We start from the raw sequence: 20,800 nt of genomic DNA, 5'->3' as shown, positions 1-20,800 counted from the left end.
AATTGCCGACGGTAAGGCCGTCGCTTGCGATCAGAAACAGAGCCGCCGGTCGATCGGTCCCAGCGGCGAAACACCGGAGAGCAGCGCCCGTGCCTCCTCCTCGTCGCGCTTCATCTGCACGACGAGCGCATCGAGGCCGTCGAACTTCAGTTCGTCGCGCAAGTGGCCGAAGAAGGAGACGGCGCAGACCTCGCCGTAGAGGTCGCCGGAGAAATCGAAGAGGAAGGTTTCGAGCAGCGGCGCGCCGTTCGCATCGACCGTCGGGCGGCGGCCGTAGCTGGCGACGCCGTCGTGGAGGCTTCCGTCGGGCCGGCGGAAGCGCACGGCGTAGATGCCGCTGCGCAGTTCCACTTCCGGCGGAAGCTGCATGTTGGCGGTCGGATAGCCGAGCGTGCGGCCGAGCTTCTTGCCGTCGATGACCTCGGCCTCCACCGTGTAGCGGTAGCCGAGCTGGCCGGCGGCTTCCGCAACCGCGCCTTCGCCGAGCAGGGCACGGATGAAGCTGGAGGAGATGACGGAGGCGTTCTCGTCGCGGAAGGCATCGACCAGCGTGACGCCGAAACCGTTTTCCTGGCCGGCGGCCATCAGGAAGGCCGGCCCGCCTTCCCTGCCCTTGCCGAAGTGGAAATCGAAGCCGGTGACGACCTCGGACGCGTGCAACCAGTCCATCAGGACGGTGCGGATGAAATCGTGCGCGGAGATTTCGGAGAAGCTGCGGTCGAACGGGTATTCGATGACGGCGGAAAAACCCATGCCTTCGAGAATGCGGGCCTTCAGCGGCGCCGGCGTCAGGCGGAAGACCGGGCGCTCGGGCCGGAAGACCGTGCGCGGATGCGGCTCGAAGGTCAGCACCAGGGCGGGAATGCCGCGCTCGGCGGCGATATCGAGCGCCCGCTGCAGAACGGCCTGGTGGCCGCGATGCACGCCGTCGAAGTTGCCGATGGCGACGACGCCGCCGCGCAGGTGCTCCGGCAGCGGCTCCCTCGTCTCGTTCCTGTGAAACACCGTCATGACGACCGTCTCCGTCACTGCAACCGGGGCATCCACCATTTCGGGTGGGCGCCCTCGCGTTTCAGGAAGGCCTCCAGCTTCGCCTCGTCCGTGCGACCGCCCTCGACATAGTCCTGCGCGTGGATGCCACCCGAAATATACAGCACGTCGAGCCCGAAGGCCTCCGCGCCGCGCACGTCCGTCGGCATGCCGTCGCCGATGGCGATCACCCGCGAGAGGTCGAAATCACCGCGCACCTCGCGCGCCTCGGCGATCGATTTCTCGTAGATCGGGCGGTGCGGCTTGCCGGCGATCCGGGTGGCGCTGCCCAGCTCCTCATAGAGCTTGGCGATCGCGCCGGCACAGGGAATGAGCTTGTGGCCGCGCTCGACGACGAGGTCGGGATTGGCGCAGATGAAGGGCAGTTCCCGCGCCGCGAGCGCCGTCAGCTCGGCGCGATAATCCTCGACGGTTTCCGTCTCGTCGCTGCGCAGGCCCGCGCAGACGACGATGCCGGCCTCCTCCAGCCCGACCGGCTCGACGCCGAGGCCGTCGAGCAGCGGCAGGTCCTTTTCGGCGCCGATGAAGTAGATGTTCTTCGGCCCCCCGGCGATCAGCGCGCGGGTGACGTCGCCGGACGTGACGATCCGGTCGTAGGCGTCATCCGTCACGCCAAGGCCGCGGATCTGCACTTTCACACCCGGATGCGGGCGCGGGGAATTGGTGATCAGCACGACCGTCAGCCCGGCCGCGCGCGCGGCGGCGAGCGCTTCGGAAGCATGGGAGAAGGCTTCGACGCCATTGTGCAGGACGCCCCAGACGTCGCAAAGGACCACGTCATAATGCTGCGTGATGTCGCGGAAGGATTGGATGCGGTGAGCCATAAGGGATTCCCGTGTCGAGATCGAGCCCGGCTGACATTGCAAAGCGACGGCAAGAAAACAAGCCTCTCCGCACATTTTTGCCCCATCGGCGGGCAAACGGATGAAAATTCACCGCGCCGTCTTGATGGCGTGCGATGACGCTCCCATCTGGCGGCTGCGGTAACCATACCGGGCGAAAAATTTTGCAGGCGCCGTTCTTGACTCCAAACGCCCAGCCGCCTATCTCGGCATCGCTAGCACTCACGAAAGGCGAGTGCTAACATCAATCCACCGGATCCATCTCGCGATCCGCAATGTCATTTGATCGAGGGATAAGACAATGGCAAGCACCACCTTCCGCCCGCTTCACGATCGCGTCGTCGTTCGTCGCGTCGAATCCGAAGCCAAGACCAAGGGCGGCATCATCATTCCGGACACCGCCAAGGAAAAGCCGCAGGAAGGCGAAGTCGTCGCCGTCGGCTCCGGCGCCCGCGATGAAAGCGGCAAGGTCGTCGCGCTCGACGTCAAGGCCGGCGACCGCGTCCTGTTCGGCAAGTGGTCGGGCACCGAAGTCAAGCTCGACGGCGAAGACCTTCTGATCATGAAGGAAGCCGACATCATGGGCATCATCGGCTGATCCGCCGGTAATCCCTTCCCAATTCAGCTGACACCTCTTCAGGAGTTCTCACAATGGCAGCCAAAGAAGTCAAATTCGGCCGCACCGCGCGCGAAAAGATGCTGCGTGGCGTCGACGTCCTCGCAGACGCAGTGAAGGTAACGCTCGGCCCGAAGGGCCGCAACGTCGTCATCGACAAGTCCTTCGGCGCTCCGCGCATCACCAAGGACGGCGTTTCCGTCGCCAAGGAAATCGAACTGGACGACAAGTTCGAGAACATGGGCGCCCAGCTCGTCCGTGAAGTCGCTTCCAAGACCAACGACATCGCCGGCGACGGCACGACGACCGCGACCGTTCTCGCCCAGGCGATCGTTCGCGAAGGCCACAAGGCCGTTGCCGCCGGCATGAACCCGATGGACCTGAAGCGCGGCATCGATCTCGCCGTCGCCGAAGTCGTCAAGGATCTCCAGGCCAAGGCCAAGAAGATCAACACTTCGGAAGAAGTCGCCCAGGTCGGCACGATCTCCGCGAACGGCGACAAGCAGGTCGGTCTCGACATTGCCGAAGCCATGCAGAAGGTCGGCAACGAAGGCGTCATCACGGTTGAAGAGGCCAAGACCGCCGAGACCGAACTCGAAGTCGTCGAAGGCATGCAGTTCGACCGCGGCTACCTGTCGCCCTACTTCGTGACCAACCCGGAAAAGATGGTCGCCGACCTCGAAGACGCCTACATTCTCCTGCACGAGAAGAAGCTCTCGAACCTCCAGGCGATGCTCCCGGTCCTCGAAGCCGTCGTCCAGACCGGCAAGCCGCTGGTCATCGTCGCTGAAGACGTCGAAGGCGAAGCCCTCGCGACGCTCGTCGTCAACAAGCTGCGCGGCGGCCTCAAGATCGCTGCCGTCAAGGCTCCGGGCTTCGGCGACCGCCGCAAGGCCATGCTCGAAGACATCGCCATCCTGACGGGCGGCACGGTCATCTCCGAAGACCTCGGCATCAAGCTCGAAAACGTCACGCTCGACATGCTCGGCCGTGCCAAGAAGGTTTCGATCTCCAAGGAAAACACGACGATCGTCGACGGTGCCGGCCAGAAGGCGGAAATCGAAGGCCGCGTCGCGCAGATCAAGGCCCAGATCGAGGAAACCACCTCCGACTACGACCGCGAGAAGCTGCAGGAACGCCTTGCCAAGCTCGCCGGCGGCGTTGCCGTCATCCGCGTCGGCGGCTCGACGGAAGTCGAAGTGAAGGAAAAGAAGGACCGCATCGACGACGCGCTCAACGCGACGCGCGCTGCCGTTCAGGAAGGCATCGTACCGGGCGGCGGCGTGGCCCTGCTCCGTTCTTCCACGAAGATCGCCGCCAAGGGCGAGAACGACGACCAGGAAGCCGGCATCAACATCGTGCGCAAGGCTCTCCAGTCGCTGGTTCGCCAGATCGCGGAAAACGCTGGTGACGAAGCCTCCATCGTCGTCGGCAAGATCCTCGACAAGAACGAAGACAACTACGGCTACAACGCCCAGACCGGCGAATACGGCGACCTGATCTCGCTCGGCATCGTCGACCCGGTCAAGGTTGTCCGCACGGCGCTCCAGAACGCCGCTTCGGTCGCTTCGCTGCTGATCACGACGGAAGCCATGATCGCCGAGCTTCCGAAGAAGGACGCTCCGGCCGGTATGCCGGGCGGCATGGGCGGCATGGGCGGCATGGACATGATGTGATAGGCGCAAGCCTATCGCAGCATGACCATCAAGCTTCGCCCATGCACTAAAGTTGGTTCAGCGCGTCAAGCGCGCTGAACTGGCGGCATGGACATGATGTGACAGGCGAAAGCCTGCACATCTGAGCCAACCGGTTCAGTTCGGAAGGGGCGGTCTTCGGGCCGCCCCTTTTGCATTTGAACGACGGGCGGCATCTGTATCGTTGCCGTGAAAAGAATTTTTCCAATTGTACAATAATTATCAAAAAGCCGTTGATGGCATCAAAAAACCAACTATAAAGACGCTCCAAGTGAACTTTAAAGATTCACGGGGGATTCAGCCGCTGAAACTCGACGGGACTACAGTCGATTTGTCGTGCAGCCGGATGTCCCCAAGCACTGGAAAGAAACCGCCGGAAGACCTGCATGAAGGTCAGCGGCGGTCTTCGCGCGTACGTCCGATCCGATAGCACAGACGGAGCCGGATGCAGTTCAGTACATAAGAAAGTGGTTCGGCGGGCTTCGATGGTTGTCAGCCGGGACTGCTTTTTAGCATGTCTTGCGCCGTCAAGGGCGGGACATGTCGGCTAAATTCGAGCAACTGCCTGAGGTCGTAGGTGTTCAAGATAATCAAGACTGATCTCTCGTCGCCCTTTCTGCCGGGCTCGATGGGGTTCGACGAAACAGACAACGAACTGCTCACGCAATATTGCGTGACGGAGCGCTGGACCGGCGATCTTTCCAACGGACTCTTCATGCTGGGCGACAAGGCGGCGCTGGCGCATGGCCTGCCGCAGCGCACCTGCGGCCTCCTGAACCTCATCCGCTGCTACGAGCCACTCGACCGCACGCGCGTGCTGGAACTCTTCGAGCAGGCGGCCGCGTCCTCGTCATCCTTCTGCTTCTCGACGACCATCCATCTCGACGGCGCACCGCGCCAGCCGGTGTTCTGCGTCGGGGAATCGACGGGCCTGGAGGAGAAGTATGCCGGCTCCATCATCGGCGTCTTCATCTTCCCCCGTTTCCAGATCGACCTCGCCGGCCGCCGCTTCAAGCGGCAGTAGGGGTGCTGCCAAGCCTCACGCCGCCTCGCTCGCCTCCGGCCCCGTGCGGATGCGCTCCACCGGCACCGGACGGCCGAGGAAGTAGCCCTGGGCCTCGTCGCACCCCTCGTCGAGCAGGATGTCGAGCTGGCTGCGCGTCTCCACGCCTTCCGCCAGGACCGGCACGCGCAGCGTCTGGCCGAGCGCCAGGATGGCGCGGATGATGGCCTTCGCCTCGGGGCTCGCCTCCACCTCGCTCATGAAGCTGCGATCGAGCTTGATCTTGTCGAAGGGGAAGGCGCGCAGGGTTTCCAGCGAGGAATAGCCCGTGCCGAAATCGTCGATGGCGATGGTGACGCCGAAGGCCTTGATGCGGCGGAGCGTCTGGAGGGCCCGCTCCTTGTCGCCGATGATGGTCGATTCGGTGATTTCCAACTCCAGCCGGTGCGGGCTGAGGCCCGTATCCAGCAGCACGCGGTGCACGAGGTCGGCGACATCGGCATTGCCGAGCTGCACCGGCGACAGGTTGACGGCGATCTTGTGGTCGTTGTCCCAGGTCGCGGCCTCGCGGCAGGCCTCGCGCAGCACCCATTCGCCGATCGGCAGGATGGCGCCGCACTCTTCCGCGATCGGGATGAACTCGCCCGGCGGGATCGTGCCGCGCATCGGATGGTGCCAGCGCAGCAGCACCTCGTAACCGATCGTATCCCCGGTGGTGACCGCCTTCTGCACCTGGTAGTGGAGCTGGAGCTCGTTGCGCTCCACCGCCTGCCACAGATCGTTTGCGATGAGGCGGCGGCTGCGGGCGGCCTCGTCCATCGAGACCTCGTAGAAGCAGACCCGCTCGGTCAGTGCTTCCTTGGCGCGATACATGGCAAGGTCGGCATTGTTGAGCAGGGCCTCGAGATTGTCGGCATCCTGCGGATAGATCGCCACGCCGAGGCTGGCACCCGGCTTGATATCGTAGCCGTCGATGCGGATTTCCTCGTGGAGGCAGGCTTCCAGCCGCTGGATGAAATCGTGGAGGTCGGACACATCCTCAAAGCGCTTTGCCGCGGCGAACTCGTCGCCGCCGAAGCGGGCGACCGTCTCATCGGCCTCAAGGCAGGCCTGCATGCGCTTCGAAAGCGTCATCAGCACCTCGTCGCCCGCGGCATGGCCGCGCGTGTCGTTGATTTCCTTGAACTTGTCGAGGTCGATGCCGATCGCCGCGACCTTGCCGCCGAAGCGCTTCGCCGAATCGAGATCGGCTTCGAGGCGGTTGTTGAAGCTTGCGCGGTTCGGCAGGCCCGTCAGGCTGTCATGGCGGGCGAGGAAGGAGATCTGCTCCTCCGAGCGCAGGCGCTCGGACACGTCCTCATAGGTGGCGACCCACGCGCCGTCCGGCAGCGTGCGATAGCGCAGCTGCACGGAAATGCCGCTTGCCAGCTTCTCGACGATCACGCCGCCGTCATTGGCCTGGATGGCGGCGCGGCGGCGCGCATACATGTCGCGCGCCCGCGGCTGCCAGACCTCGGGATCGACGAAGACGTCGGCGACGCCCTGGTCGACGATCTCGCGCAGCGTCATGCCGGGGCGGATACGGCCTTCCGGGAAGCCGAAGATCTCGCTGTAGCGCTTGTTGGCGAGCAGCAGGCGCTCGTCCTTGTCGAACAGGCAGAGGCCCTGCGACATGTTTTCCAGCGCCAGGTCGAGGTTCTTCGTCACCTCGGCGAGACGGTCGGCATCGGCCTTTTCCTTCGTCACGTCCTTGGTGATCTTGGCATAGCCGACAAGCGTGCCGCCCGTGTCGTAGATGGCGTCCATCACCACGTTCGCCCAGAAGCGCGAACCGTCCTTGCGATAGCGCCAGCCCTCGTTCTCGTATTTGCCTTCCTCCCGCGCGATCGCCAGCGCCTGCTCCGGCACGCCGGCGGCGCGGTCCTCCTCGCTGTAGAAACGCGAGAAATGCTGGCCGACGATCTCGTGCGCCTTGTAGCCCTTGTTGCGCTCGGCGCCGCCGTTCCAGTTGGCCACGCGGCCGTCCGGATCGAGCATGTAGATGGCATAGTCCTTGACGCCCTGCACCAGCATGGCGAACTGGCGCATGCTCTCGTTTGCCGCAAGCTCGGCCTGCCGCGCGAAGACGGCCGCCGTCAGGCCCGTGAAGAGCAGCGAGAAGGCGACGACGGCGATCAGCGGCGCCATCAGGCCCACGGACAAGATCGTGTCGTCGCTTACCGGCACCAGGCCGGGCGTGAGCGTCACCGCCGCCATGGCGGTGAAATGCAGCGACACGACGCCGAGCGCCATCAGCACGGTGGCGAGCGCCCGGTCGCGAAGCCGCGCCTGCGGGCGCATGCAGAAGACCAGCGCAAGCGCCCCGAAGAGCCCGGCGCAAACGACCGAAGCCGTCACATAGGCGAGGTCCCAATGGAGGGTGCCCGGCACTTCCAGCGCCGCCATGCCGATATAGTGCATGGAGGTGACGCCGGCACCGAGCAGCAGGCCGCCGGCGACGGCCGCGCTCCTGCCGGGAACATAGGTGGCGACGGCAAGGCCGATCGTCGTCACGACGATCGCGACACCGAGCGAGACCAGCGTCAGCTCCATGCCGAAGCCCATGACGACGCCGGGGTCGTAGGCCAGCATGGCGATGAAATGCGTCGCCCAGATGCCGAAGCCGCTCGACGTGCCGGCCGCCCCGAGCCAGAGATTGCGCGCCATGCCCTTGGCAGCCTGCGCCCTTTGCGTCAGCGTCACCGCAACATAGCAGGACAGGAAGCAGATAAGGGCTGCGAGCAGGACGAGACGGAGGTCGTGCTCGACGGTCAGGCAGGTCAGAATGCGGAGCATGAAAGGTCACCGGTGGGAATGAGATGGCCCCACTCAGCCGGACAACCCTAAAAAATGAGTGAATTCAGATATGGCGATACCGGGCCGCCAGGCCCTACATCGGTTCATACTTAACAAAAGTCAAAACAGTACAACTGTTCCAATCCGTAACAAAAATTCCGCTCAACTTGTGCGCATCACCACGCTCAGAGCGTCAGGGCCTTGAGGTCCGTCGCGGGGTCCTCCAGGGCGGCGCGCTCGGGCGTGCGGCCCATCTCGATCAGCTTCTTGCCGACCACATAGGCCTTGGCATCGTTGACCGCGTCGACGGCGATCAGCCTGCCCGCGCGGAAGTACCAGACGGAGACGCTGCCCTCGCGCGCGCCGGAGCGTACGAAGGTATCGTCGAACCCCATGCAGAAGCCGGCGATCTGCAGCTTGACGTCATACTGGTCGGACCAGAACCAGGGTTTCGGCTCGTAGGGCAGATCGCCGCCGGCGATGACCGCGGCGGCGGCCTCCGCCTGGTCGACGGCATTCTGCACGGATTCGAGCCGCACGCGGTTGCCTTCGAAAGGCAGCACCGCGCAGTCGCCCATGGCGAAGATCGCCGGGTCGGAGGTGCGGGCATGGGCATCGACGACGATGCCGTTTGCGACCTCCAGCCCGGCATCGCGCGCAAGCCTGTCGTTCGCCGCAACGCCGATGCCGGCGATCACCACGTCGACGGGCAGCACGAAGCCGTCGGAAAGTTCCGCCCCGGTGACGCGGCCGTTTTCGCCGAGGAGCCGGACGAGGCCGGTCTTTTCCCGCACATCGACGCCGCGCGCCGTGTGGATCGCCTTGAGGATCGTGGCGGTCGCCGGCGAGGCGACGCGGGCGAGGATGCGGCCGGCCATCTCGATGACCGTGACATGCAGCCCCCTGCCCCGCGCGACCGCCGCCGCCTCGAGCCCGATATAGCCGCCGCCGACGACGAGCGCCCGGCGGCCCTCCTGCATTTCGAGGCCGAGGCGATCGGCATCGCGGTAGTCGCGCACGGTGAAGACGCCGTCGAGGTCGCCGCCGATCTCGGCCGGCAGGCGGCGCGGCGTCGCGCCGGTGGCGAGCGCCAGAACGCCGTAGTGCAGCGTCGAGCCGTCGCTGAGCGTCACCGTTCTTGCGGCGCGGTCGATGGCGGTGACTTCGGTCGAGAGGCGGATCTCGACATTGTTATCCGCATACCAGCTTTCCGGGCGGAACATCAGCCGGCCGAGATCGGCCTCGCCGAGCAGGTATTTCTTGGAGAGCGGCGGACGCTGGTAGGGATGGCTCGCCTCGGCGGCGACGATGGTGATCGGCCGCTCGTCCTTCAGCGCGCGCAATTTGGCAACCAGGGCAAAGGCGGCCTGACCGCCGCCCGCAACAACCAGTCTTCCCGTCACGATGTCTTCCGTCCCGTCCTTGTTTTCCGAGAGGTAGCGCGCCGGAACCGGCGGCGTCAACTCATCGCCGCGCCGCCGGATTTTTCGTTTGCGTCAGGGCTTGGCGGGGATTTCGAGGCCCTTTAGCGCCGCCGGGCGCGCAAGGCAGCGCTCCAGCCAGGCCATCACGGCCGGGAAGCCTGCATAGTCCAGCGCCTCGCGACCGCCATAGAAGACATCCGCGCCGCGGATCCACGGGAAGGTCGTGATGTCCGCAATGGTGTATTCGTCGCCCATGATCCACCGGCGGTCCTTCAGGCGGTCTTCGAGGATCGAGAGCAGGCGCTTGGCTTCGTCGCGGTAACGCTCGGCAGGATAGGAATTGTTGGCCACCTTGTCGGCGGCGAACTTGTAGAAATGGCCGAACTGGCCGAACATCGGCCCGACGCCGCTCATCTGGAACATGACCCAGGCGAGCGTCTCGTAGCGCCCGGCGGCATCGGCCGGGATCAGCTTGCCGGTCTTTTCGGCGAGATAGACGAGGATCGCGCCCGATTCGAAGAGGCCGATCGGCTTGCCGTCCGGGCCGTCCGGATCGATGATCGCGGGAATGCGGCCGTTCGGGTTCAGCGAGATGAAGTCCGGCGACTTGACGCCCTCGGGCCCGAACTCGATCCGGTGCGCCTCATAGGGCAGGCCGAGCTCCTCCAGCGCGATCGACACTTTCACGCCGTTCGGCGTCGGCAGCGAATAGAGCTGGATGATATCGGGGTTCCTGGCGGGCCACTTCTTGGTGACGGGGAAGGCGGAAAGGTCGGACAAGGCGGGCTCCTTCTGAGTTAGATCAAGGATATAGGAGCCGTATCGCCTGCCCGCAAGCAGGAGCCTGATGGTGGATCATCCGGATTTCCGCGCCAGCCAGACCGTCGCGCCGCCACAATCCGGATCCTCCCGCCGGTGCTCCACGACGGCAAAGCCGTTTGCCGCCAGAAGCTCCCGATACTCCGCACCCTCGAGGCTGGCATGGTAGAGCGGCTCGCCCTGGAAGGTGCCGACGACGACACCCTGCGATGGGCCCGACGTGAACATCAGCATCGCGCCCGGCGCGGCCATGGCAGCAAAACGGGGAAACATCGCCCGCTGGTCCTGCGGCGTCAGGTGGAAGAAGCTGTGCCAGGCCAGAATGCCGGCGAAGGTCTTGCCAGGGGAAAAGCCGCGCATGTCGGCGACGTACCAGTCATGGGCGGGATGGCGCGCTCGGCAGAGGCCGACCAGCGTTTGCGATGCATCGACGCCCGTGACGGCAAAGCCGCAGGCGATGAGGCTCGCGGCCAGCGGCTCGCCCGAGCCGCAGCCAAGGTCAAGGATAGCGGCTCCAGCGGCCAGCGGCGCGGTGAAGCGGTCGAGCCATGGCTTCTCGGAGAGATCGCGGCCGCGGATACGGTCAAAGGCGTCCGCATGGCGCTCGTAAAGGCCGGCAATGCGGTCCGCCTCGTCCATCTCAGAGCGCCTTGCGCACCGCCTGGACGATCTCTGCGACGACGGGATCGCCCTCATGTTCTTCCTTGCGGGCGCGCACGAGGCAGGCCTCGGACTTGAGGATCACGCCGTCGGAGAGGATCTTCAGGTGGTTCGCCGTCAGCGTCGAGCCGGTCGAGGTGATGTCGACGATGATGTCGGCCGAGCCCGAGGCCGGCGCACCCTCGGTCGCCCCGAGGCTCTCGACGATGCGGTAGAGCTGGATGCCGTGGTTGCCGGAGAAGAACTGCTGCGTGAGGCGCCAGTATTTCGTGGCGATGGTGAGGCGCCGGCCGTGGCGGGCGCGGAAATCCTGGGCGACGTCGCCGAGATCGGCCATCGTGTCGACATCCAGCCAGATTTCCGGCACGGCAACGACGACATCCGCATGGCCGAAGCCGAGGCGGGCGCAGAATTCGACGCGGGCATCCGCCTCCGCCAGTCCCTCGCGCACCAGGTCCTCGCCGGTCACGCCGAAATCGACGGTGCCGTTGGCGATCTCGCGGGAGATCTCGGAGGCCGAGAGGAAGGCGATCTCGATGTCGTCGCGCCCCTCGACGCGGCCACGATAGGAGCGGTCGTTGCCGACGGCGACGACGGAGAAACCGGCGCGGGCGAGCACGGCGGAGCTGTCCTCCTTCATGCGCCCCTTGGAAGGAAGGCCGATGGTGATGGTCATGCGGCAGCTCCCTTCACGCCCGCGATACGGTCGAGCCAGAGCGAGAAGCCGACGGCCGGAATGCGCTCCTTCGCGCCGAGCAGGGTCAAGAGCCGGTCGAAGCGGCCGCCGCCGGCAAGCACCAGGCTCTCCCCGGCCGGCGCGATCTCGAAGACGAGGCCGGTATAATAATCGAGCGGGCGGCCGAAGGCGGCGCGATAGGTGATCGTCGCCGGATCGACGCCGGTGGCGCTGAGCGCCGCGACGCGGCTTTCGAACCGCGCGAGCGCCGCGCCGAGCGAGAGGCCGGCCTTTTCCGCGAAGGCGGCGAGCGCCCCGGGCGCCTCGGCAAGGCTCAGCTCCAGCGCCAGGAACTCCCTGAGGAGCGCCAGCGTGCGGGCATCGAGCCGCGTGTTGGCCAGTTCCATCTTCTCGCGCAGGCGCCGGGCGATATCGGCCGGGCTCCGGCTGGCATTGGTGGAATAGCCGGTCGCCTCCATCGTCGCGTCGATATGGGCGATCAGCGTCGCCTCGTCGTCGAGCTTGCCGAGGATGGCGAGGCGATCGACCTCCGGGCCGAAGACGCCGTCGCGCGCGGGATTGGAGAGGTCGTCCATCAGCCGCTGCAGCTGCGCCTGGTTGCCGAAGGCATGGACGAGCCGCTTCTGCCAGCCGGCCGGCAGGCCGCAAGCCGCCACCACGGCTTCGAAGACCGACTGGTCGCCGAGCACCACGGAAAAGGCCACGCCCGGCAGGCGGTTGGTGAGGACGGTCAGCGCGTCACGCACGGCGCGCGCATCGGCCCTTGCGACGTCCGGCTCGCCGAGATCCTCGATGCCGGCCTGGTAGAACTCGTTCGAGCCCTCGCGGCGCTGGCGGAACACCTCGCCGAGATAGGCGTAGCGCTTGGGCGTGCCCGTCGCCGTCTCGATATGGCGCAGGCAGACGGGAATGGTAAATTCGGGCCGGAGGCACAGGCTCTTGCCGGTCTCGCTCTCCGTCAGGAAGATGCGCCGGCGCAGGTCCTCGCCCGCCATGTCGAGGAAGGGTTCGGCCGGCTGGATGACCGGCGTGTCGACACGCTCCGTACCGAGACGTTCGAGATCGGCGATGAGATCGGGCGCGAAAGCGGGGAGATTGACTAGAGGCATGGCAACACCTCCGGTCGTGGGGAGGCACACCCCCCTCTGGCCTGCCGGCCATCTCCCCCACAAGGGGGGAGATCGAATTGTTGCACCGTCTCGCCCATCGCCAACGCTTCACTTTGGGCAATGCCGATATGGCCAGCCGATCTCCCCCCCTGTGGGGGAGATGGCCGGCAGGCCAGAGGGGGGTGGAACCGCGCGCTCATCGCCGTCAGCCGGCCCGCGCCCGGTCTTCGGCCTGGGCGTCGAGGATTTCGCGAACCCTGGCGACGAGCTCGGCCTCCGGCACGGAGACCTGCGCCACGCGGGCCTCGCGCCAGGCGATGTTGTCCTCGATCTCGCCGGAAAGGCGCTTGCCCTCGATCAGGTCCTTGATCTGCACGAGGCCTTCGGCGCGCTCGTCGCCGCCCTGGATGATCGCGACGGGGGCGCCGCGGCGGTCGGCATATTTGAGCTGATTGCCGAACTTCTTCCAGTTGCCCTGGTACATTTCGGCGCGGATGCCGGCGGCGCGCAGCTCTTGCGTGAAACGCTGGTAGCGGCCCATGCTCTCGATGTCGCCGTCCATGACCGTGACGAGCACGGGGGCGACGACCTCGTCCTGGCCGAGCTTGCCGAGGTTCTTCAGCGCCGTCATCAGGCGCGAGACGCCGATGGAAAAGCCGGTGGCCGGCACCGGCTGGCCCATGAAGCGGGAAACGAGGCCGTCATAACGGCCGCCGCCGCCGACGGAGCCGAAGACCACCTTCTCGCCCTTCTCGTTGGTGACGGCGAACTGCAGCTCGGCCTCGAAGACCGGGCCGGTGTAATATTCGAGACCGCGCACGCAGGAGGGATCGACCTTGATGCGGCCGGCATCATAGCCCGCGCTGGCGACGAGTTTCGCGATCTGCTCGAGCTCCTGCACGCCCTCGCGGGCACGCTCGTTCTGCCCGAAGCGACGGTCGAGCGAAGCGACGGTCTCCAGGTTGTCGCCGAAGGACGAGGTGTCGAGCACGCCGACCAGCAGCTCGATGCCGGCGGGATCGAGGCCGACGCCCTTGGTGAAATCGCCGCTTTCGTCTTTGCGCCCCCCGCCGAGAAGCTCGCGGACGCCGGGAATGCCGAACTTGTCGAACTTGTCGAGCGCGCGCAGGGCATTCAGCCGGCGCGCCGCATTCTCCTCGCCGCCAAGGCCGACGACCTCCAGCATGCCGTCCAGAACCTTGCGGTTGTTGACGCGGATGACGTAGTCGCCGCGGGCGATGCCGAGGGCTTCCATCGTATCGGCGAACATCATGCACATTTCGGCGTCCGCCTGAACGCCGGCTGCGCCCACCGTATCGGCATCGAACTGCATGAACTGGCGGAAGCGGCCCGGGCCCGGCTTCTCGTTGCGGAAGACGTAGCCGGCGCGGTAGGTGCGGTAGGGCAGTTGGATCTCGTTGAAATTCTCCGCGACATGGCGGGCAAGCGGCGCCGTCAGGTCGTAGCGCAGGCTCATCCACTGATCGTCGTCGTCCTGCAGCGAGAAGACGCCCTCGTTCGGGCGGTCGCTGTCCGGCAGGAACTTGCCGAGCGCATCGGTATATTCGAAAAGCGGGGTTTCGACCGGGTCGAAGCCATAGTGCTCGTAGACCGCGCGGATCTTCGCGGTCATTTCGGTGAGGGCGCGGATGTCCGCGGCGTCACGGTCGACGAAGCCGCGCGGCAGGCGGGCCTTCAGCTTCTGCGGTTTTTTCTGCTTTTCGCTCATCGGGATACCCGAAATTCCTGTATTTCCGTTGCGGTTTCCCTAGCGGATTGGACGGGCAGCGGCAAGGGCGGAAGCGCCCCGGCATCCCGGCCGGGGCGACAGCATGGCCCAACCGTGCATGACGACGGCGCAAGCCATGGATGCCGCGGCGGCGCAGGCGCTGGGAGAGGCGCGGCGGCAACGCGACCTTCCGCTTCGCCAGGATCGCCGCCCGGCCAGCCAAAGACGGCCGGCGGTCCGATCCGGGGCACGCCCGCGGTGGCGCGCCGGCCAAGCAAATGGACGCGGAAGGGCCGGACGTTCCCGACCCGCCCTTTCCTTTTGCTCGCGGGCCGCCTATCTGTTGGCGCATGAGGCAGATCCTCTTCGTCTTCGCCATTCTGGGCGCCGCGCTTTCCGGCTGGGTGCCGGTGGCCGCGGCGGCGCTGCATGGCGCGCAGCCTCCCGGCCTGCATGCCATGCACACGTCGGGCAGCGACGAGGCCGGCGGCGACCACGACACGTCGAAGCGCGCCGCCCATCCGCTTGCCTGTTCCGCCTGCTTCGCCATAGAGGCCGTGCGCATCGAGCCGGCGGCGCGCTCGGTCGGTGTTTCCGGCCGGTTGTCCGCCGTCGTGCCGCAGCTTGCCGGCCTCGCCCACCGGCCGCTCGATCCCCCTCCCCGGTCCTGACGCCCGCCCCGCCGGACGCCCCGCGCCCGGCTATCGACACCCTTCAGAACTGGAAAAGACAATGAACGCAAAGACCCTGTTTCTCGGCGCAGCCCTCGCGCTTGCCGTCACCCTGCCGGCAACAGCCCAGGAGGCCAACCATTCCGCCCATCAGGGCATGGCGATGGAGACACCGGCCGGACAAAGCCCCTCCACCGAGGCCTTCATCGCTGCCAACACGAAAATGCATGAAGGCATGGCCATCGACTTCACCGGCAATGCCGACGAAGACTTCGTGCGCGGCATGATCGCCCATCACCAAGGGGCTATCGACATGGCGAAGATCGAGCTGCAATACGGCAAGGACGAAAGCCTTCGCAAGCTCGCCGAGGACATCATCACCGCCCAGGAGGGCGAGATCCGGATGATGGAAGACTGGCTGGCGAAGAACGCCAAGTAGACCGGCCGGCAGAACAGCAGAGGCCCGCCGGAACGCCGGCGGGCCTCTGCACATCCCCATTCATCTGCGCTTATTCGGCCGCCGGATTGCGGTGGACCGCCGACGCCTCGACCAGCGAGGCCGCGATGGCGCGGGCCATCAGCAGCGTCGTTTCGCGAATTTCGGTGTTGCTGCCGCTTCTTGCCGACCGGATCAGGCGAAAGCCCTCCCGGAGCATGATCTCCTGCGCCTTGTCACAGGCCCAGCCTTCAAGTCGAGAATCGTCCATTGCAGGTGTGCTCGCCGCCATTTGTCCCCCATGCCAAATCATTCAGCACAAAGCGGCGCTTCACGACCACGCACGCGTACGCCGACCCCAGAACTTGCGATGTATGATTTTGCCGCTCAACCTTAAGCTACATGATTCGTTGTAGAATCAAAGCTGTATTTGTGGCGGCAAGACGCGAATTATGGCCGTTCGAGCCGATTTCTCTTCTCTTCGACTTCGGCGCGGCAAAAGCATCCTTCCACATGGTCGTTGACGAGGCCCATGGCCTGCATGAAGGCATAGACGGTGGTGGGGCCGACGAAGGTCCAGCCGCGCTTCTTCAGGTCCTTGGAAAGCCGGACGGAGGTGGGCGTCGTCGGGTTGGCGACGATCGTCTCCCAGTCGACCCGCGCCGGCCGCTCGTCCGGGCCCGGCTCGAAGCTCCAGAAGTAGCGGGCGAGCGTGCCGAACTCGTCGCGCAGCGCCTGCGCCCGGCGGGCATTGTTGATCGTCGAGACGATCTTGCCGCGATGGCGCACGATGCCGGGATCGGCAAGGCAGCGGGCGATGTCGTCGTCGCCGAAGCCGGCGACCTTGTCGAAATCGAAGCCGGCGAAGGCGGCGCGGAAGCCCTCTCGCTTGCGCAGGATGATGAGCCAGGAAAGGCCCGACTGGAAGCCTTCGAGGCAGATCTTCTCGAAGAGGCGGTGGTCGCTGACGACGGGATGGCCCCATTCCGCATCATGGTAGCGGCGGTAGTCGTCGAGATTGCCGTGCCAGGCGCACCGCACCCGTCCGTCGTCGCCTTCCAGAAGTCCCTTTGCCATGACCGCGCCCTCCGTTTCCTTTTTGTTCCGCTTTACCACTCATCAACCACATTTGGAAAGCCGGCAATAACCCTACTCAAAGCTTTATCGGCATCGTCGATATCGAATGAACGTCCGTTTACCATTCGCTTCATCGCAGGGTGCAAGCATTCCCGCCGAACCCGCGCCGAATTTCCAGAGTTTCGCGGCGCATCCCGGTGACGATCAGTAGCGAGTACGTCCGATGTTGATACGAGTTCTCCTGGCAACGACCCTTCTGTGCACGACCACCGCGGCACATGCGAGCGAGCGCTACATGAGCCGCCCGCCGGTCATCGTCAGCCCCGACCTTACCGCGCCCTGGCTGATGCAGCTTACCGGCGAGGGCGTGCAGCCTGCCGTCAACACCCGCCGCATCATCCAGCGCCAGAAGGTGCAGCAGCGCCGTGTCCTGCGCCGCGAGGGCGCGGCCCGCGTACAGCAGGTCTCGGCGACCGGCACGGCGCGCAATCCGGTCAAGTCGAAGTTCGACCCGATGTATCTGCCGCAGCTCGTCGACTATGAAAGCGGGCACAAGCCCGGCACCATCGTCATCGATACCAACAACCGCTTCCTCTACCTCGTCCTGAAGGACGGCAAGGCGCGGCGCTACGGCGTCGGCGTCGGCAAGCCGGGCTTCGAATGGGCGGGTGCCCACACGATCACCCGCAAGGCCGAATGGCCGAGCTGGACGCCGCCGAAGGAGATGATCGCCCGCGAGGCCGCCAAGGGCCATTACCTGCCGGCCTTCATGGAAGGCGGGCCGGAAAACCCGCTCGGCTCGCGCGCCATGTATCTCGGCTCGACGCTCTACCGCATCCACGGCACCAACGCGCCCTGGACGATCGGCTATGCGGTTTCCTCCGGCTGCATCCGCATGCGCAACGAAGATGTCGTCGACCTCTACGAGCGCGTGAAGGTGGGCACGAAGGTCATCGTGATCTGATTTTGTGGTCTTGGCGCCACAAGGCCCCGAAGAAATCCGCCTTCACAATCGTCTTACTGTCCGCAAGCCGGCTTGAAATCGGTCGAGAGTCGGCTAGCCTCGCAGAATTGAGGATTGAGAGGGACTATACCATGCGGAAATACGCATCGATCTTGCTGGCCGCGACCGTCGCGGCCACGGCGATCATGCCGGTCTCGTCGGCGAATGCCTTCCCCGCGGCCCGCACGGGCGACCGGGTCGAGACGGCCTCCGACGTGACGCTCGTCGCCCAGCCGAGCAAGAAGCAGGTCGCGGCGAAGTACAAGCGCACCAAGGTGCGCTTCGTCACCGACCAGGCGCCGGGCACCGTCATCGTCGATACGAACAACAAGTATCTCTACTATGTCGAGGGCAACAACAAGGCGACGCGCTACGGCATCGGCGTCGGTCGCGACGGCTTCGGCTGGTCGGGCGTGGTGAAGGTCGGCCGCAAGGCCGAATGGCCGAGCTGGACGCCGCCGGCCGAGATGCGCCGCCGCGAGGCCAAGAAGGGCCGCATCCTGCCCGTCACCCAGGCCGGCGGCGAGGACAACCCGCTCGGCGCGCGCGCGCTCTACCTCTTCAAGGGCGGCCGCGACACGATCTTCCGCATCCACGGCACGAACCAGCCCTGGACGATCGGCCAGAACATGTCGTCGGGCTGCATCCGCATGATGAACAAGGACGTGGAGCATCTCTATGCCCGCGCCGACATCGGCACCAAGGTCATCGTCGTCGGCCCCGGCAACCGCCAGGGCAGCGTGAGCTACAACGACAAGGGCGTCGATTTCTTCGGCAACCTCTTCGGCTTCGGCGGCTGATCAACCGCCCGCCGCAGATCGCCCGGACGCCGGCCTTGCGCCGGCGTCATTTGGCTGGAGACCTTGCTCCGACCTCCCTTCCGTCATCCTCGGGCTCGACCCGAGGACCCACGCCACAAAGCAAAGCCACGCCGTGGCGCGTGGATCCTCGGGTCGAGCCCGAGGATGACGGTGGAGAGGTCGGGTGGCCTTATCCTCTGGCGCTCTAAGGCTGACTTGTTGCGTGATTTCGGCGCCGGCCTTGCGCCGGCGTCTTCCGTTCAGCCGACGGAGCAGCCGATCTTTCCCTCGCGCCGGATCGGCTCGGCAAGGTCGGCGCCTTCGATCTTCAGCGTATAGGTGCCCTCGTAACCGATGCCGTCCGCGCCGGCCTTCGTCATCATGACGAAATCGAGCGCCGCAAAGGGCTGGTTGTCGCCGGATTCGACATGGACGAACAGGCGCAGTTCGCCTTCATGCAGCCAATGGTGCGTGAGGAAGGACGGATCGAGCGCTATCTTTCCATCGAGCCCCTTCCGGGCGAGGTCCTTCGGCAGCTCGATCGATCCGCGGAAATTCAGGATGCCGCCGAGGCTGTAGCTGAAGCCTGCCTCCCCTTCGAAAGCGACATTCCTGTCCTTCACCGCGCAACTGAACCCGCCAGTGGCGAAGGCCGGCGTCGAGAGGGCGGCAAGGGCGACGAGCGGAAGCATGAGGCGGCGCATGGACATCTCCGATGGGCTGGAATGCCGCCTGTCTAGAGCATTTCCGGCAAACCGGAAATGCTCCAGATTCTTGTTTTTTCCGCATTATCCGACACCGAAACGAAGTCGCTTCGGTTGGAAATGGTCTGGAAATCCGGGGGCGAAGCGGCTGTTCCGCGCGTGACAGGTTCAGGAAAGCACGGCCGGCTTGGTTCCGCCATAGGCCCAGTCGATGAGCTCCACCGTGTGCAGGATCGGGATCGTCGTGCCCGTCGCGATCTGGGTGATGCAGCCGATATTGCCGGTGGCGATGATGTCCGGCTTGGTCGCCTCGATGTTCCTGACCTTGCGCGCCTTCAGCTTGCCTGAAATCTCCGGCTGGAGGATGTTGTAGGTGCCGGCCGAACCGCAGCACAGGTGCCCTTCCGCCGGATCGCGCACCGCAAAGCCCGCCTTCTTCAGCAGCACCTTCGGCGCCATGGTGATCTTCTGGCCGTGCTGCATGGAACAGGCGGAGTGATAGGCGACCGTCAGCCCCTTCGTCTCCTGCTGCGGCAGGTCGAGGGTCGCAAGATATTCCGTGATGTCCTTCGCAAGCGCCGAGACCCGCGCGGCCTTGTCCGCATAGGCCGGGTCGAGGCGCAGCATGAAGCCATAGTCCTTGATCGTCGTGCCGCAGCCCGAGGCGGTGATGATGATCGCGTCGAGCCCGTCCTTCTCGATCTCGCCGAGCCAGACGTCGACATTGCGCCGCGCCGCCTCCAGCGCCTGCGCCTCGCGGCCCATATGGTGGACGAGCGAGCCGCAGCAGACTTCGCCCGCCGGCGCCACGACCTCGACGCCGAGGCGGGTGAGGAGGCGGATCGTCGCTGCGTTGATCTCCGGCTTCAGCACCGGCTGGGCGCAGCCGGAGAGGATCGCGACCCGCCCGCGGCGCGGACCGGCGGCCGGATGCGTGCCCGGCCCCGCCTTGCCCGCGGCCTTCGGCAGGGAGCGGGGCGCAAGGTCCAGCATGGCGCCGAAGGGTTCAAGCGGCTTGAAGCGCTTGAGCAGGCCGGCAAAGGGCCGGCCGAGCGCGGCCGCCTTCAGCGCCAGGCGGAAGCGGCCTGGATAGGGCAGCACGGCGGCGAGGACGCCCCGCGTCAGCCGGTTCCAGAACGGGCGCCTGTAGGTCGCCTCGATATGCATGCGGGCATGGTCGACGAGATGCATGTAGTCGACGCCGGAGGGACAGGTCGTCGTGCAGGAGAGGCAGGAGAGGCAGCGGTCGATATGGGTCACCACCTCCACATCCGCCGGCCGGCCGTTCTCCAGCATGTCCTTGATGAGGTAGATGCGGCCGCGCGGGCTGTCGAGCTCGTTGCCCAGCGTCACATAGGTGGGACAGGTGGCGGTGCAGAAGCCGCAATGCACGCATTTGCGCAAAATCTTCTCCGATGTCGCGACATGCGGATCGGCAAGCTGCTCGGGAGTGAAGTTGGTCTGCATCAGCGGGCGCCTTCTTCGTTGGCGCGGGCGGGTTCGGCACCCCCCTCTGCCCTGCCGGGCATCTCCCCCTCAAGGGGGGAGATCGGCAAGAGGCAAGGCCATCGTTTCAAATGCAACGTCAAAGTGGGGCGAAACGCCGCCCCATCCAATCTCCCCCCTTGAGG

General features: G+C 65.6%; 20 protein-coding genes. 7 read left to right on the top strand and 13 right to left on the bottom strand.

The annotated features are described in order from the left end of the window. Positions 1–30: 30 nt before the first annotated feature. Positions 31–1,011: a bifunctional riboflavin kinase/FAD synthetase gene (locus AABF56_RS00775; protein WP_272804577.1), complete on the bottom strand. Its 981-nt coding sequence runs from the start codon at positions 1,009–1,011 to the stop codon at positions 31–33. Positions 1,012–1,025: 14 nt separating this feature from the next. Beyond that, entirely contained in the window at positions 1,026–1,874 is an 849-nt protein-coding gene (locus tag AABF56_RS00770; protein ID WP_272804576.1) for a TIGR01459 family HAD-type hydrolase, read from the bottom strand. Positions 1,875–2,193: 319 nt separating this feature from the next. Between AABF56_RS00770 and groES the strand changes: the two genes are divergently transcribed. The 3 genes from groES (at position 2,194) to AABF56_RS00755 (ending at position 5,226) form a co-directional block, all read left to right on the top strand. After that, a complete protein-coding gene (gene groES / locus AABF56_RS00765) occupies positions 2,194–2,490 on the top strand; it encodes a co-chaperone GroES (protein WP_119254427.1) in 297 nt (98 codons plus the stop codon). Positions 2,491–2,543: 53 nt separating this feature from the next. Then, entirely contained in the window at positions 2,544–4,184 is a 1,641-nt protein-coding gene (gene groL, locus AABF56_RS00760; protein ID WP_272804575.1) for a chaperonin GroEL, read from the top strand. 595 nt (positions 4,185–4,779) lie between these two features. After that, positions 4,780–5,226 (top strand): hypothetical protein, encoded by a 447-nt coding sequence (locus AABF56_RS00755; protein WP_244767909.1) that lies wholly within the window; start codon positions 4,780–4,782, stop codon positions 5,224–5,226. 15 nt (positions 5,227–5,241) lie between these two features. Here AABF56_RS00755 and AABF56_RS00750 read toward each other — a convergent pair whose 3' ends face one another. From AABF56_RS00750 to hisS, 7 genes are all read right to left on the bottom strand, one after another. Next, positions 5,242–8,040, bottom strand: a complete 2,799-nt coding sequence (locus tag AABF56_RS00750; protein WP_272804574.1) for a bifunctional diguanylate cyclase/phosphodiesterase — start codon at positions 8,038–8,040, stop codon at positions 5,242–5,244. Between the two features lie 185 nt (positions 8,041–8,225). After that, positions 8,226–9,443, bottom strand: coding sequence for an NAD(P)/FAD-dependent oxidoreductase (locus tag AABF56_RS00745; protein WP_272804573.1), 1,218 nt, complete (start codon positions 9,441–9,443; stop codon positions 8,226–8,228). A gap of 93 nt (positions 9,444–9,536) precedes the next feature. Then, positions 9,537–10,244: a glutathione S-transferase C-terminal domain-containing protein gene (locus AABF56_RS00740; protein WP_272804572.1), complete on the bottom strand. Its 708-nt coding sequence runs from the start codon at positions 10,242–10,244 to the stop codon at positions 9,537–9,539. 75 nt (positions 10,245–10,319) lie between these two features. After that, a complete protein-coding gene (locus tag AABF56_RS00735) occupies positions 10,320–10,922 on the bottom strand; it encodes a class I SAM-dependent DNA methyltransferase (RefSeq protein WP_272804571.1) in 603 nt (200 codons plus the stop codon). A 1-nt stretch (position 10,923) separates the two neighbouring features. Beyond that, positions 10,924–11,619 (bottom strand): ATP phosphoribosyltransferase, encoded by a 696-nt coding sequence (gene hisG / locus AABF56_RS00730; protein ID WP_244767913.1) that lies wholly within the window; start codon positions 11,617–11,619, stop codon positions 10,924–10,926. Then, a complete protein-coding gene (locus AABF56_RS00725) occupies positions 11,616–12,749 on the bottom strand; it encodes an ATP phosphoribosyltransferase regulatory subunit (RefSeq protein ID WP_272804570.1) in 1,134 nt (377 codons plus the stop codon). Before AABF56_RS00725 ends, hisG begins: the two co-directional genes overlap by 4 nt. A gap of 205 nt (positions 12,750–12,954) precedes the next feature. Next, a complete protein-coding gene (gene hisS, locus AABF56_RS00720; protein WP_272804569.1) occupies positions 12,955–14,478 on the bottom strand; it encodes a histidine--tRNA ligase in 1,524 nt (507 codons plus the stop codon). Between the two features lie 350 nt (positions 14,479–14,828). Between hisS and AABF56_RS00715 the strand changes: the two genes are divergently transcribed. Further along, positions 14,829–15,149, top strand: a complete 321-nt coding sequence (locus AABF56_RS00715) for a hypothetical protein (protein WP_272804568.1) — start codon at positions 14,829–14,831, stop codon at positions 15,147–15,149. A gap of 61 nt (positions 15,150–15,210) precedes the next feature. Continuing rightward, on the top strand, positions 15,211–15,588 hold the full coding sequence (gene copM / locus AABF56_RS00710; RefSeq protein ID WP_272804567.1) for a CopM family metallochaperone: 378 nt from the start codon (positions 15,211–15,213) through the stop codon (positions 15,586–15,588). A gap of 70 nt (positions 15,589–15,658) precedes the next feature. Here copM and AABF56_RS00705 read toward each other — a convergent pair whose 3' ends face one another. Continuing rightward, positions 15,659–15,877: a hypothetical protein gene (locus AABF56_RS00705; RefSeq protein WP_244767918.1), complete on the bottom strand. Its 219-nt coding sequence runs from the start codon at positions 15,875–15,877 to the stop codon at positions 15,659–15,661. A 158-nt stretch (positions 15,878–16,035) separates the two neighbouring features. Further along, positions 16,036–16,662, bottom strand: coding sequence for a DNA-3-methyladenine glycosylase I (locus AABF56_RS00700; RefSeq protein WP_272804566.1), 627 nt, complete (start codon positions 16,660–16,662; stop codon positions 16,036–16,038). A gap of 223 nt (positions 16,663–16,885) precedes the next feature. Here AABF56_RS00700 and AABF56_RS00695 point away from each other — a divergent pair, with 223 nt between their 5' ends. After that, a complete protein-coding gene (locus tag AABF56_RS00695; protein WP_244767920.1) occupies positions 16,886–17,626 on the top strand; it encodes a L,D-transpeptidase in 741 nt (246 codons plus the stop codon). 131 nt (positions 17,627–17,757) lie between these two features. Beyond that, positions 17,758–18,465 carry a L,D-transpeptidase gene (locus tag AABF56_RS00690; RefSeq protein ID WP_244767921.1) on the top strand — a complete coding sequence of 236 codons (708 nt, stop codon included), beginning with the start codon at positions 17,758–17,760 and terminating at the stop codon, positions 18,463–18,465. A gap of 260 nt (positions 18,466–18,725) precedes the next feature. Here the strand turns inward: AABF56_RS00690 and AABF56_RS00685 are convergent, their stop codons facing one another. Then, positions 18,726–19,169, bottom strand: a complete 444-nt coding sequence (locus AABF56_RS00685; RefSeq protein ID WP_272804565.1) for a hypothetical protein — start codon at positions 19,167–19,169, stop codon at positions 18,726–18,728. 168 nt (positions 19,170–19,337) lie between these two features. Further along, on the bottom strand, positions 19,338–20,636 hold the full coding sequence (glcF, locus tag AABF56_RS00680; RefSeq protein ID WP_272804564.1) for a glycolate oxidase subunit GlcF: 1,299 nt from the start codon (positions 20,634–20,636) through the stop codon (positions 19,338–19,340). Between the last annotated feature and the right edge of the window lie 164 nt (positions 20,637–20,800).

Source organism: Shinella sp. WSC3-e, assembly GCF_945994535.1.
In the GTDB taxonomy this organism is placed as follows: Bacteria; Pseudomonadota; Alphaproteobacteria; order Rhizobiales; family Rhizobiaceae; genus Shinella; species Shinella yambaruensis.
Note: the sequence above shows the minus strand (reverse complement) of the source record. Positions and strands in the feature narration are given on the sequence as shown.